The sequence below is a fragment of the Microbacterium sp. Leaf151 genome (assembly GCF_001424225.1).
Taxonomy (GTDB): Bacteria; Actinomycetota; Actinomycetes; order Actinomycetales; family Microbacteriaceae; genus Microbacterium.
Genome location: NZ_LMOR01000001.1, coordinates 305,379 through 318,908 on the forward strand (window position 1 = coordinate 305,379; position 13,530 = coordinate 318,908).

The 13,530-nt window shown below is 71.9% G+C and carries 8 protein-coding genes; 4 read left to right on the forward strand and 4 right to left on the reverse strand.

All coding sequences use genetic code 11. The features are described from left to right. Positions 1-9 precede the first annotated feature (9 nt). Positions 10-399 carry a hypothetical protein gene (locus ASF76_RS01275; RefSeq protein ID WP_055951776.1) on the reverse strand — a complete coding sequence of 130 codons (390 nt, stop codon included), beginning with the start codon at positions 397-399 and terminating at the stop codon, positions 10-12. 157 nt (positions 400-556) lie between these two features. Continuing rightward, positions 557-4,042 (reverse strand): family 43 glycosylhydrolase, encoded by a 3,486-nt coding sequence (locus tag ASF76_RS16560; protein ID WP_082484785.1) that lies wholly within the window; start codon positions 4,040-4,042, stop codon positions 557-559. A 248-nt stretch (positions 4,043-4,290) separates the two neighbouring features. On the opposite strand from ASF76_RS16560, the gene cofG reads away from it, so the two are divergent. From cofG to cofC, 4 genes are all read left to right on the forward strand, one after another. Further along, positions 4,291-7,089 carry a 7,8-didemethyl-8-hydroxy-5-deazariboflavin synthase CofG gene (gene cofG / locus ASF76_RS01285; protein WP_082484786.1) on the forward strand — a complete coding sequence of 933 codons (2,799 nt, stop codon included), beginning with the start codon at positions 4,291-4,293 and terminating at the stop codon, positions 7,087-7,089. Next, entirely contained in the window at positions 7,086-8,579 is a 1,494-nt protein-coding gene (locus ASF76_RS01290; protein ID WP_156459076.1) for a flavin-containing monooxygenase, read from the forward strand. The genes cofG and ASF76_RS01290 overlap by 4 nt, the downstream gene beginning before the upstream one ends. An 11-nt stretch (positions 8,580-8,590) precedes the next feature. Continuing rightward, entirely contained in the window at positions 8,591-9,601 is a 1,011-nt protein-coding gene (gene fgd, locus ASF76_RS01295; RefSeq protein ID WP_055951779.1) for a glucose-6-phosphate dehydrogenase (coenzyme-F420), read from the forward strand. A 170-nt stretch (positions 9,602-9,771) separates the two neighbouring features. Further along, positions 9,772-10,407, forward strand: a complete 636-nt coding sequence (gene cofC, locus ASF76_RS01300; RefSeq protein WP_055951782.1) for a 2-phospho-L-lactate guanylyltransferase — start codon at positions 9,772-9,774, stop codon at positions 10,405-10,407. A 289-nt stretch (positions 10,408-10,696) separates the two neighbouring features. Here cofC and cofD read toward each other — a convergent pair whose 3' ends face one another. After that, positions 10,697-11,662, reverse strand: coding sequence for a 2-phospho-L-lactate transferase (cofD, locus tag ASF76_RS01305; protein ID WP_055951785.1), 966 nt, complete (start codon positions 11,660-11,662; stop codon positions 10,697-10,699). A 443-nt stretch (positions 11,663-12,105) separates the two neighbouring features. Further along, entirely contained in the window at positions 12,106-13,446 is a 1,341-nt protein-coding gene (gene hemL / locus ASF76_RS01310) for a glutamate-1-semialdehyde 2,1-aminomutase (RefSeq protein ID WP_055951788.1), read from the reverse strand. Between the last annotated feature and the right edge of the window lie 84 nt (positions 13,447-13,530).

Genomic DNA, 13,530 nt, shown 5'->3' on the forward strand with positions numbered 1-13,530 from the left:
CGACGCGCGTCAGGCGACGATGTCGGCCACGTTCTCGGGTTCGGATGCCACGTCGAGCCGCAGGGCCTGGAGCAGCGCCACACCGTGCTTGGTGGTCAACACGAGCCGTTCGAACTCGTCGTGACCGGTGAGGTCGACCACCACGCTGGGCTTTCGCCCGCGGATGACGACGAAGTCGTTGCCGCCCGCCGACTTCCACGTGCCCATGCCCACCGCGACGGGCAGGTTGATGCCGGGGTTGGGGACGCCGCGCAACCACGTCCACGCGTCGTCGGTGAGCTGCACGCGCTCGATGTGCTCACGCGGGACGACGATGTTGGACCTGCGGAAAGACATCGCCCGCTCGGTCGACGAGAGCACGACCTCGAGCTGCGTCGAATCGAGCAGCAGGGTGACCATGGCATCCATCCTGCCAGCGCGAACGGGTGCCCACCGGCACCGCACCTCACGAGAGCGCAACGATCGCCCTCACCTCGAGTTCTGACACCACCGAAAGACGAAGCCGCGCCCGGGGAAGGTCCGGACGCGGCTTCGTCGTGGGCGATCAGCCGTGTGGTCAGCCGCAGCTCGCGGCGGCGAACGGCAGCGAGACCGTGTCGGTGACAGCCTTGCCGTTCACCGTCGCGGTGGCATCCACCGTCACCGTTCCGGCGGGGATCGACCCCAGACGGGTGGTGAAGGCGGCCGACGAGCTCTTGCCCGCGGCGAGGGAGCCGAACGCCTTCGTTCCGTACGGACCCTTCGCCGTCATCGTCACCGGGAAGCCCTCGGCGTTTCGCACCGTGACGGTCTGGGTGACCTTGCCCGAGATGCAGCGGGAGCTCACGGCTCCGGTGACCTCGAGGCCCGCCGGCGCGGTGACGACGACCGTGGCCGTGACGCGACGGTTGTCGGGCGCGACCTCTTCGGCGCTCTCCATGTCGAAGATCGGCAGGCCGTCCGCGGCGAAGTGCACCCGGCGCACGAACATGTCCCGACCGCTGAGGTTGTTGTTGTCGGTGCGGGCGTGGAAGACGTACAGCAGGTTGTCATCCTCGTCCTGCGACCACATGCCGTGGCCCGTGCCGAGCTGCCAGGAGCCGTTGAAGACGCCCGACTTCTGGATCGGGTAGTTGAGCTTGCTCCACGCGCTCGGCGAGGTCAGATCGACGTTCTTCCCGGCCGTGGCCAGGGCGAGCCCGGTCGTATAGGTGTCGCCGACGGTCGATCCGGAGTAGATCAGGTACAGCTTGCCGTCGCGCGCGTAGACGTTCGGTCCCTCGGCGATGACGTTGTCCCAGGCGTACTCGGGGGCGAGGATGCGCACCGGCTCCGAGGTCAGACGGGTCGGGTTGGCCGGGTCCATCTTGGCGATGAACAGAGCGCCGAGCTGCTGCCACACGTAGTACGACTGACCCGAGTCCTCGACGTAGGTCATGTCGAGCGAGATCGTCTGGACGGGGTTCAAGATGCCGCCGCCTGCCCGCAGCACCTTCTGCGCCTTCGTCCAGTTGGCCGGCACCGCGGGATCGAGGTCGCGCCCCTGCGCGTCCTTCTTGAGCTGGATGATGCTGGCCTGGCCGGTGAACATGTCGGGCCGACCGTTCGCGCCGTCGTAGCAGGGCATGAACAGGATCGAGAGCTTGCCGCCGATGACGTGGTACTCCGGAGCCCAGAAGCACCCGGTCATCGCCCGGCCCTCGGCGTCGGTGTCACCGCGACGCAGCAGGTCGATCTCGACGTTGCGTCCGGCGCGGATCGCCTCGTCGGACAGGTCCTCGATCGAGTTCGCGATGCGGATCGGCATGTGCGCACCGCCCTGCGGGTCGATGTTGCCGCCGTAGATGTCCTCGGTCGCGATCATGAGGAACTTCTGCTGTCCGTTCAGGTCGTAACGGAACACCGAGGGGTCGGCGCGCTCGTCGGCGAACGGCGTCGCGTACTCCGGCTGCTTGACCGTGCCGGTGACCTCGTAGGTACCGGGCTTCGAGGTGTCGACCGCGCCGATGGATGCGGCATCCCAGGTCACCGGGCGGGTGGCCTTCGAGCCGTCCGAGTACGACAGGTCGACGCGCTTGGCGAGGGCTGCCGCGTCGAGGGTCGCCCCCTGCGCGATCTCGACCCGCGCCGGGGCGGTGACACCGGTGTTGACGACGCGTCCGAAGCGCACCTCGAGGCCGGCCAGGGTGTCGGCGTCGACCGGGACGGTGTTGCCCGAGTCGAAGTTCGCCACCTCGGCCTCGTCGATGCCGGCGGTCGCGGCGACCTCGCCGCGGCGCACCTCGCCGCGGGTGGAGACGTCGCCGAGGTCGGCGAACGAGGTGTACATCGCGGCTCCCGCGTCCGATGTCCACGAGACCACGTAGCGGTCCGCGGCGGAGTCGTAGACGGCTGCGGGGTCGTTGACGCCCGACGTCACGCCGAGGTCGACCATGCCCACCTCGTCGTAGCTGCGCAGGTCGGCGCTGCGGGCGAAGAGCACGCTCGAGGTCTGCGTCCCGTCGGCACCGCCGCCTCGCGCCGTGCGGGTGGCGACGACGCCGTAGCCACCGTCTTCGAGGGTGAACAGGTGCGGGTCGCGCAGGCTCCGGATGTCGCCGTCACGCGGACCGTTCGCCGGCACGGGGACGGCGGTCTTGGGGAAGAAGATGCCGTAGTTCTCGTTGAGCGGACGCCAGGCGTCGTCCTCGCCGACGGCGAGGTGCATGCTGAGCGCCACATCGGCGTTGTTCGCCTCGGTGACCAGCGTGGGCACGCGGTTGTAGGCGAGCAGTTGCTCGGTCGAGTCGGCCGGGAGCACCGTGACGGCGAAGGTGCGCTCGGCGGTCGCGCCGGTCGCGGTGTCGGTCACGCGCACGGTGATCGATCCGTCGGCACCCGACACGACGCCGTCGGTCACGACGACACCGCCGTCGGTCGAGCTGACGGCGACCGTCGTCCCCTCCGGGGCGGCGGGAAGCGTCGAACCCGATTCGAGGACGCTGGGGATCACGAACCGCCCCGCGAGACGGGCCGCGCGCTGTGCGGCGGTCTCGGTCGAGGCGGTCACGGTCACGGTGATGGTCCGGGTCGCCGTCACCCCGCGGACGGCGGCGGTCGCCGTCAGCTGCGCGGTGCCGCCCGGCTGACCGGCGACGGGAGCGCTGACCGTTCCATCGGGCGCCACGAGCGCGGGGTTGCTCGAGGTCCAGGTCACGCGTCCGCCGGAGGTCGGCAGGTCGATGTCGGTCGAGGTCGAGATGTCCTTCAGCGCGAGTGCGTCGAGGATCGCCTGAGCCTGCGCCCGCAGTTCGGTCACGTGGGTCTCGGCGTCGGTCTGAGCCGTCGCCGCGACCTCGGTCGCCGACAGTGCGCGGTCGTAGACGCGGAAGGCCGAGATCGCTCCCTGGAAGAGCGGGTCGGGCCAGGGGGCGCGGCCGATGGTGTTCAGTGACTGGTCGCGCACGTCAGCGGGGGTGCGATCGATCGCGGCGTCGGCGACGCGGACGCCGTCGAGGTAGAGCGACGCGCGCCCCGTGGCACCGTCGACGACGGAGGCGACGTTGACCCACTGATTCGCGGTGACGCCGCAGGACGACGCTCCCACGAGCCGCTCGACCCCGGCCGATTTCACACCGAGAAGCGGCGTCCGACCGGAGCCGCAGTTGAGGGAGGCGAAGAAGTACTCGGTCGCGGCCGACTCGTTGCCCACGTTCCACAGGAAGTGGAACGAGTTCAGCATGGCCTGCGACGCCTTGACCTCGGCGACGACCGTCGCCGATCGGTCACCCGCCAGGATGTCGTCGGGCAGTTCGACCCAGTTCCCCGTCGAGGTCTTGGCCCCGCCGCGCATGGTCAGGCCGCTCGCGGTCCAGTCGGCGCTCTGCACGTTGCGGACGGTCGCGGGCCCGAGTGACGACCCCGTCGCGGTGTTGGGGACCGTCGCGCCGGAGGGCTGACGGAAGTCGTAGGCGGCGACGAGGCCGTCGGCGGGGGCGGCGGCGACTGCGGGCTGGGCGGTCGCGAAGGTCGCCGCTCCGACCGCGAGCGCGGTCAGGAAGGCGAGGCGTCGTCGGGTACTCACGTGGTCCGGCTCCTTTGCTCGGGTGATCGTGCACCCCGTCGAGCGATGTGCTCGTCGACGCCGACCGAGTCGGCGGAGGTGGGGGGTGCCCGTGCGGTGATGTTAGCGGCAACATTCGTGTCTGTCCACGGTCATTGCGCGGGGCGGCCACGCGGAGATCGCGCGGGCATCATGAGCCAGCGTTCCGACCGGACCGCGCCGCCGCGGTACCCGGCCCCGATGTCGGGGGCGGGGGATAGCCTGGAGCGATGAGTACGGGCAGCGCTGCGCCGCGAGTCGCATCGGCCCGAGGCACCTCGATGGGCGACCTCCTGGCGCGCGTCGCGGCGGGTCACCGCCCCGACGCCGATGAGACCGAGGCACTGCTGTACGCGCCCCTCGAGGCACTGCTGCCCGCGGCATCCGCTCTCCGAGATGAGGGACTCGCCCGCGCCGGCCGACCCGGCGTCATCACCTATTCGCGCAAGGTGTTCGTCCCTCTCACGACCCTGTGCCGCGACCGGTGCCACTACTGCGTGTTCGTCGACACGCCCGGCCAGCTCAACCTCCTGCGCAAACCCGCCTACATGAGCCCCGAGCAGGTGCTCACGGTGGTGCGCCAGGGGCAGGCCCTCGGCTGCAAAGAGGCGCTGCTCACCCTCGGCGACCGCCCCGAGGAGCGGTGGCCCGAGGCACGCGCCTGGCTCGACGCCCACGGCTTCGCCTCGACCATCGACTACGTGGCCCACATCGCCCGTCTCGTCACCGCCGAGACCGGCATGCTCGTGCACGCTAACCCCGGCGTGATGCATCCCGACGAACTGCAAACGCTGCGCCCCGTCTCGCCGTCGATGGGCATGATGCTCGAGACCACCTCGCGGCGCCTGTACGAAGAGCCCGGCCAGGTGCACTTCGGCTCTCCTGACAAAGACCCCGCGCTGCGCCTGCAAGTCATCGACGACGCCGGGGCCGCCGGCATCCCGTTCACCACCGGCATCCTGGTGGGGATCGGCGAGACCGTGCGCGACCGCGCCGAATCGCTCGTCGCGCTGCGCGAGCTCGACGACCGCCACGGGCACGTGCAAGAGGTGATCGTGCAGAACTTCCGCGCGAAGCCCCGTACGGCCATGCAGGGCGCACCGGATGCCGACATGCACGACTACCTCGCGGCGGTCGCCGTCGCGCGGCTCGTGTTCGGCCCCGACATGCGCATCCAGGTGCCGCCGAATCTCTCCGATCCGCGCGAGCTCGGCCTGCTCATCGAGGCCGGCGCCGACGACTGGGGAGGGGTGTCGCCGCTCACCGCCGACCACGTCAATCCCGAGCGCCCCTGGCCGCAGATCGACGACCTCGCCGCGCACACGTCCGCGCGCGGCTACCTGCTGCGCGAACGCCTCACCGCCCACCCCGAGTTCGTCCGCGATGCCGACCGCTGGATCGACCAGACGCTTCACGCGCCCCTGCGGGCATTGGCGGATGCCACGGGTCTCGCGGCCGACGTGAAGCCGGTCGGCGCGGTCGTGCCCGCGGTACCCGCGACGGGAGCGGCCGCGACCTTCGCGACTCCCTTGGCTCCCGCGGCCTCCGCGACGGCCGCGACGGGAGGAGAATCCGCCGCGGGAGGACGCACCGCCCCGGCCTCATCCTCCGCTGCCGGAATCCCCTCCGCCCCCGGCACCGACGCCGATTCGGGCGATTCCGCCGCGGCCGCTGGCCAGCGGCCCGGCGCCGATCCGGACCCCGTCGCCGTCACCTCCGAGACCTCTGCGACCTCCGCGACGTCCGTGACTCCCTCGACGGGAGGAGAATCCGCCGCGGGAGGACGCATCGCCCCGGCCGCATCCTCCGCTGCCGTAATCTCCTCCGCTCCCGGCGCCGCCCCCGCCGCGGCGCTGCCCTCCGCCACCCACGCCGACGCCGGGGCTGCGCGGCCCGGCGCCGACCCGGGCGTCCGCCGGCTCGCCGAGCGCGCGGCATCCGGTCCCCTCGCCCTCGACGACAGCGACTGGGTGCGTCTGCTGCACGCGACCGGCGCAGAGCTCGACGAGCTGACGGCCGTCGCCGACGACGCGCGGCGCTACACCGTCGGCGAGCCGATCACGCTCGTGCAGAACCGAAACCTCACCTCGACGGGCTTCCGCCGCACCGGACGCACCGGCCCGGGCGAGTTCGACCTCGACGACGCCACCGCCATCGCCGCGGATGCCGCCGACCTCGGCGCGACCGAGGTCTGCGTGCAGGGTGCGCTCCGCAACGACGAAGACCCCGCCGGGTACCTCGACATCGTGCGGGCCGTGAAGCGCGGGGCTCCCGGCATCCACGTGCACGCCTACCGTCCGCTCGACGTGCGCGATCTCGCCGACCGGGGCGGCCTCGGGCTCGACGGTGCCCTCACGGCGATGCGCGAGGCGGGCGTCGACACCGTCCCCGGCACGGGTGTCAAAGTCCTCAGCGAGCGGGTGCGCGCGCTCGTCGCGCCGGGTGACCTCGAGATCGATCACTGGGTCGAGACCATCTCGGCGGCGCATCGCGCCGGTTTCCGCTCGACCTCGGTGATCTTCTACGGCCACGTCGAGACGGCCGAAGAACGCATCGCGCACCTGCGGCGTCTGCGCGCGATCCAGGACGAGACCCGCGGCTTCGCCGAGTTCGTCCCGATCCCCCTGCCCGGCGGCGACGTGCCGCTCGTCGCGGGCCGCGCGCCGATCGACGAGCATCGGGCGATGGTCGCGGTGTCGAGGCTGCTGCTGTCGGGCAGCATCCCGCACGTCCAGATCCCGTGGACCCGCGTGGGCGCCGAGACGTCGGCCGTGCTGCTGCGCTCGGGAGGCGACGACCTCGGCGGCACCCTCTACGACGGCCAGGTCCTGCCCGACGCGGGCATCGAGCAGGGGCTCGAACTGCCGGTCGCCGCGGCCGAACGCATCGCGCGGAGCCTCATGCGGCCGTTCCGTCTGCGCACGACCGACTATCAGGTGGCCACGGCTCTGCCCGATCCCTCCGCCCCGTACCTCGTCACGAGCGGGGGCACCCGTTACCCGCTCCCCGCCGACGGGCCGCGGCCGTGAGGGTCGTCGACGTCGCGATCGTCGGCGCCGGCTTCGCCGGACTCGCCATGGCCGGAGCCCTGCGCCGAGCGGGACGCGACGACATCGTCGTGCTCGAACGCGCCGATGACGTCGGCGGCACGTGGCGCGACAACACCTATCCCGGTGTGGCGTGCGACGTGCCCGCGCACCTCTACAGCCTCGCCGCCCACCCCCACGCCGGCTGGTCGCGCACGTTCGCGCCGGGCCAGGAGATACAGACGTACCTGCGGGGCGTCGCCGCCCGCGAGGGCCTCGGCGACCGGTTGCGCCTTCGCACCCCCCTTCTCGGCGCGCAATGGGATGCCGCAGGCTCGGTCTGGCGCCTCGACACGGGCGCCGAACCCGTCGTGGCCCGCTCCCTCGTGCTGGCGTGCGGCCGCCTCACCGAGCCGCACGTCCCCGGCATCCCCGGACTCGAATCCTTCGACGGCCCGATCTTCCACACCGCACGGTGGGATCACAGCGTCGACCTCACCGGCACGCGCGTCGCGGTCGTCGGTACGGGCGCGAGCGCCGTACAGCTGGTGCCCGAGCTCGCCCGTCGCGGCGCCCGGGTGACGCTGTTCCAGCGCACACCGGCGTGGATCGTGCCCCGCGGGGGCGGCGATATCGCCGACGTCGATCGGGATCACCTCGACGCTCACCCCGGCGACCTGGCGCGCCTGCGCGCCGACCTCTACGCCGAAGGCGAGCAGCGCTATGCCTCGCGCTCGGGCGACGCCGCGGCGTCCGCCGCCGCCCGCGCCACCGCGCTCGACCACCTGCACGCCCAGGTCGCCGACCCGGCGCTGCGTGCCGTCCTCACCCCCGATTACGCCTTCGGATGCAAGCGCGTGCTGCTCTCCGACGCGTTCTACCCCGCCGTGGCCTCGGATGCCGTGACCCTCGAACCCACAGCCCTCGCCGCCGTCGACGGCCCGATGCTGACGGCCGCGAGGGGTGAGCGCTACGAGGCCGACGTGCTCGTGCTGGCCACGGGCTTCGCGTCGGCCCAGCAGCCCTACGCCGACCTCGTGCGGGGCGAGGAGGTCACGCTCGCGGAGCACTGGTCCGAGGGCATGACCTCGTTCGGTTCGACGGTGGTCGCGGGCTTCCCCAACCTCTTCGTGTTGAACGGCCCGAACGCCAGCCTGGGTCACAACTCGGCCGTCCTCATGGCCGAGGAGCAGGCGGCCTACGTCGTACGCGCTCTCTGCGAGCGCGACCGCCGCCCCGAGCCCGTCCTGCGCGTACGCCCCGAAGCCGAGGCGGCCTATACCGACGAGATCGCCGCCGCCGCGGCATCCACCCCCTGGCTGACCGGCGGATGCCGCAACTGGTACGTCGACGACCGCTCGGGCCGGCTCACTCTGCTCTGGCCGGGGACGGTGCAAGCGTTCCGTGAGCGCCTGGCCGGAACCGACGGGTCGGAGTTCGAGCCCGTCCACACCCCCGTCATAGAGTCCACCCCCACCCATCCGCACGCCTAGGAGACACAGTCATGAGCGTTCCGCTGAGATTCGGTTACAAGGCCTCGAGCGAGCAGTTCGGCCCCAACGAACTGCTCGACTTCGGTGTGATGGCGGAGCAGGTGGGCTTCGACTCCGTCTTCCTCTCCGACCACCTGCAGCCGTGGATGCACGACGGCGGCCACGCCCCCAACGCCCTGCCCTGGCTCGGCGCCCTGGGTGCACGTACCGAGCGCGTCATCATCGGCACGAGCGTGCTCACCCCCACCTTCCGCTACCACCCGGGTGTCGTCGCTCAGGTCTTCGCCACCCTCGGCGTGATGTACCCGGGTCGCGTCGTCCTCGGCGTCGGCACCGGCGAGGCCCTCAACGAGGTCACCCTCGGGCTGGAATGGCCCGACCCGCCCGAACGCTTCCAGCGCCTCAAAGAGGCGATCACGATCATCAATGAACTGTGGGCGGGCGAGCGGGTCACCTACGAGGGCACGTACTACTCGGTGAAGGACGCCACGATCTACGACCGCCCCGAACAGAAGGTGCCCATCTACATCGGCGCCTCCGGTCCCGCGGCCACGCGCCTGGCCGGCCGCATCGCCGAGGGGTACATCACCACGAGCGGTAAGGATGCCGAGCTGTACACCGGCAAGCTCCTCCCGGCCCTCGACGACGGGCTGTCGAAGGCCGGGCGCACGCGCGACGACGTCGACACGCTCATGGAGGTCAAGGTCTCGTACCACCCCGACCACGACACCGCGCTCGAGAAGACGCGCTTCTGGGCCCCGCTCGCCCTCAGCGCCGAAGAGAAGATGAGCGTGCACGACCCCCTCGAGATGCAGCGGCTCGCGAACGAACTGCCGATCGAGCGCGCGGCGTCCCGGTTCATCGTGTCGACCGACCCCGACGAGCACGTGGAGCGCATCGCGCGCTACGTCGACCTCGGCTTCCGCCACCTGGTGTTCCACGACCCCGGGCACGACCAGAAGCAGTTCTTGACGATGTACGGCGAGGAGATCCTGCCGCGCCTGCGCAAGCGCTTCAGCTGACACGGGGGCACCGCCGACGGCGGGATGACGCGCGCTTCCCGAGATGACCCGTAATTCATCGCAGACGCGGGTCATCTCGGCGATCGCGGATCACCTCGCCGGTCACTGATTCACGATCTCAGACGCGCCCGCGCCCGTGAACGTCGGGGGTTCGGCGCACAATGGACGCGATGAGCATTCCTGACACCTCCGGCTGGACGATCATCGTCCCGGTGAAACCCGCCGCCGTCGGCAAGTCGCGTCTGACCGACGTCGGCACCGACCGAGAGGCGCTCGCGCGCGCCATCGCCCACGACACCATCGCCGCCGCGGCGGCCGCCGATCTGGTGTCCCGGGTCATCGTCGTCACCGACGACGAGGGCGTCCGTACCGAGTTCCGCAGATCGCGCATCGTCGAGGTGATCCCCGAGGGCGACATCCGCGGCCTCGACGCCGCCATCGCGCTCGGCGCCGCCGTTGCCGGCCAGAGCACCGCACGCGCCGCCCTGCTCGGCGACCTGCCCGCTCTGCGCGCCGCCGACCTCGACTTCGCGCTCGAGCTCGCGGCATCCGTCGAGCGGGGTTTGGTTCCGGATGCCGAGACCACCGGCTCCACGCTCGTCACCGCCCGCGCCGGGGCGGTGTGGGTTTCGGCCTTCGGCGAGGACTCCGCGGCCCGCCACCGCCTGCTCGGCTGCACCGACCTCGCCGTCGAGCGCGACTCGACGCTGCGTCGCGACGTCGACACCGCCGCGCAGCTGTCTCAGGCCGTGACGCTCGGCGTGGGTGCGCACACCTCGGCGGTCCTGGCGGCCGCGGCGGCCTAGTCCCCCGGCATCGCGCGCGCGTTCCGCCCGCCGCGTGATGAACGGAATCGGCCGTGCGCTTCGCCCAATCCCGCCGCACATCGCTCAGTCCGACGAGCCGGCGCACATCCCCGGCGTGGTTACCGCCCCTCGGGCCGCGGCACCGCCGTGGCGATGATGGCCGAGGCTCCTCACCCCGACGCCGCCCGGACGGGCGGCCCGCCTCACGCCTCGAGCGCCGCCTCAGCGATCGCAGCCGAAGCGTGGTCACCGCCCCTCACCCCGCCGCCGCCCGGACGGGCGGCCCGCCTCACGCCTCGAGCGCCGCCTCAGCGATCGCAGCCGAAGCGTCTTCGTCGCTCATCCACAGCGGTCGCACGACGGCACGGATCCCCGCGGCCTCGACCTCCGCCGCGGCGGCCGCGTCCTCCTCGGCCAGCAGCCACGCGTCGAGCACGCCGTCCGCCGACCGCGCCCCGTAATGCTGCGCCACCGCCGCGGCAGACGTCTCCACCCCGATCGCCGTCAGGCAGACGTCCGCCATCCCGCGCACGACCCGCCCACCGATGATCGGCGACACGCCCACCACCCGCGCCGCGGTTTCGCGCAGGGCCTCGCGCACACCCGGCACCGCGAGGATCGGACCGATCGACACGACGGGGTTCGACGGGGCCAGCAGCACCACGTCGGCCGCAGCGATCGCATCCGTGACTCCGGGCGCGGGGACGGCATCCGTGATCCCGGGGTTCTCGAACGCGCGGGGCGTGAGCTTCGCGCGGTGACGGGTCCACCACTCCTGGAAGTGCAGGCGACCGCCGTCCTCCAGGAGCACGTGCGTGTCGACCTCGCTGTCGGTCATGGGCAGCAGACGGATGCCGAGCGGCCACCGCTCCGCCATACGGGCGAGCACGTGACTCGGGGTGAGACCCTCGCGCAGCCACCCGGTGCGCGCCAGGTGCGTGCCGAGGTCGAGGTCGCCCAGGGTGAACCAGGGCCAGCCGGCGCCCCACGCCTGGAGCTCTTCGTTGACACGCTCGGTGTCGCCCGCGCGTCCCCATCCGCGCACGGTGTCGTTCTGCCCCGCCAACGCGTAGGTGATCGAGTCGACGTCGGGCTGCAGACGCACGCCGGAGAGCCAGAGATCGTCACCGGTGTTGACCACGACGGTGGCCTCGGGCGCGCCGAGCCGACGAAGGGCCGCGCGCACGCCGAGCGTGAACTTCGACCCCCCGACTCCTCCGGCGAGCACGACGACGCGGGGCTGACGAATATGCATCCGTCCAGTCTTCCACCGCGCCGTGCGCGATCGCGCGGGATGCGATGGCGCACGGCGTGCGCGCAGCGTCGGAGATCCGGACGACGGTCCCGCCGCCGGCCGCGCAATTCCGCGGGGCGGTTGTCACCGGTCCGCTCATCTTCCGGAATTTCGCACAGCCGAGCCGTGCAACGCATCCGGGCGCCGGCGTGAGAGACAGACGCGCGGCGTCACGCCGCACGCCGTCGGCGCGGCTGCCAGGTCGCGCGATGACGCCGAGGTGTCATCGAGGTCGGCCGGAGGGCGGCGATCCGCGTCACAACCCCGGACACGGTGCGAGAGGCGGACACGGGGATCGGACGGTTGTCGGTCATGCGTCCAGCCTCGACGGGAGCGCTCGCACCCACATCGACCGCGAGGACGATGTGCGTCACCCCGGCGGATGAGATGCGCCCGAGCGACCCCTACTGCGCGAGCAGCGTCGGATCCAACGCCTCCGCCGCGGCCTTGGCCGCCCCCGGCAGCGCCGAGATCACCTGCTCGAGCGCGATCTCGTCGTGGGCCGCGGTGAGGAACCACGCCTCGAAGACGCTCGGGGGCAGCGAGACTCCGGCATCCAGCATCGCGTGGAAGAACGCGGCGTACCGGTACGACTGCTGCGTCAGCGCGGTCGCGTAGTCGAGGGGGACCTCGGGCAGGAAGGCGACGCCGAACAGCGACCCGGCGCGCGGCACGACGTGCACCACTCCCTCCGCCGTCAGCGCCGCGTCGAGCGCATCGGCGACCCGACCGGCCGCCGCGTCGACCGCGGCGTACACCTCGGGCGTCGCGAGGCGGAGAGTCGCCAGGCCCGCGGCGACCGACAGCGGGTTCCCTGACAGGGTTCCGGCCTGGTACACCGGGCCGAGGGGCGCGAGGTGGTCCATGATCTCGGCGCGGCCGGCGAGGGCGGCCAGCGGCATCCCTCCGCCGACGACCTTGCCGTAGGTGAGAATGTCGGGCAGGTACCGCTCGCCCTGCGTCGCCTGGAGGCCCCAGAAACCGGCCGGGTGCACGCGGAAGCCGGTCAGCACCTCGTCCACGATGAGCAGCGCACCGTGGCTGTGCGCGATGTCGGCGAGATCGGCGTTGAAGCCCGGCAGCGGCGGTACGACCCCCATGTTGGCCGAGGCCGCCTCGACGATGATCGCGGCGATGTTCTCGCCGTGCACCGCGAACACCTCGCGCACGGCGTCGAGGTCGTTGTAGGGCAGCACCAGCGTCTGCGCGGCGATCGGCGCGGGCACACCCGCCGAGCCGGGCAGGGCCAGGGTCGCGACGCCGGAGCCCGCGGCGGCCAGCAGCCCGTCGGAGTGGCCGTGGTAGTGCCCGGCGAACTTGATGAGCAGGTCGCGGCCCGTCACACCGCGCGCGAGGCGGATCGCCGTCATCGTCGCCTCGGTGCCGGTCGAGACCAGGCGCACCTTCTCGATCGGCTTGAGCTCGCCCACCTGCACGCGGTGCGCGATGAGGTCGGCCAACTCCACCTCGGCCCCGGTCGGGGCGCCGAACGACAGACCACGGGATGCCGCGGACTGCACGGCCCCGACCACCTCGGGGTGCGCGTGGCCGAGGAGTGCCGGACCCCACGACGCGACCAGGTCGACGTACTCGCGGCCCGCGGCATCCGTGATGCGGGGCCCGGATGCCGACTGTATGAACCGCGGCGTTCCGCCCACCGAGCCGTACGCGCGCACGGGCGAGTTCACGCCGCCCGGGATGACGTCCTTGGCGCGGGCGAACCACTGGTCGTTGAGATCGGTCATGGCATCCATTCTTCCGGGCGCCCCTGCGTGAGGGGTCGAAAAGTGTCGCTTGGGCGCGGTCTGGGCGACCAAGAGTGACCCCTC

Coding starts and splice junctions, on each gene's coding strand:
- ASF76_RS01275 (WP_055951776.1), bottom strand. CDS start 399: ATGGTCACCCTGCTGCTCGATTCGACGCAGCTCGAGGTCGTGCTCTCG.
- cofG (WP_082484786.1), top strand. CDS start 4,291: ATGAGTACGGGCAGCGCTGCGCCGCGAGTCGCATCGGCCCGAGGCACC.
- fgd (WP_055951779.1), top strand. CDS start 8,591: ATGAGCGTTCCGCTGAGATTCGGTTACAAGGCCTCGAGCGAGCAGTTC.
- cofC (WP_055951782.1), top strand. CDS start 9,772: ATGAGCATTCCTGACACCTCCGGCTGGACGATCATCGTCCCGGTGAAA.
- cofD (WP_055951785.1), bottom strand. CDS start 11,662: ATGCATATTCGTCAGCCCCGCGTCGTCGTGCTCGCCGGAGGAGTCGGG.
- hemL (WP_055951788.1), bottom strand. CDS start 13,446: ATGACCGATCTCAACGACCAGTGGTTCGCCCGCGCCAAGGACGTCATC.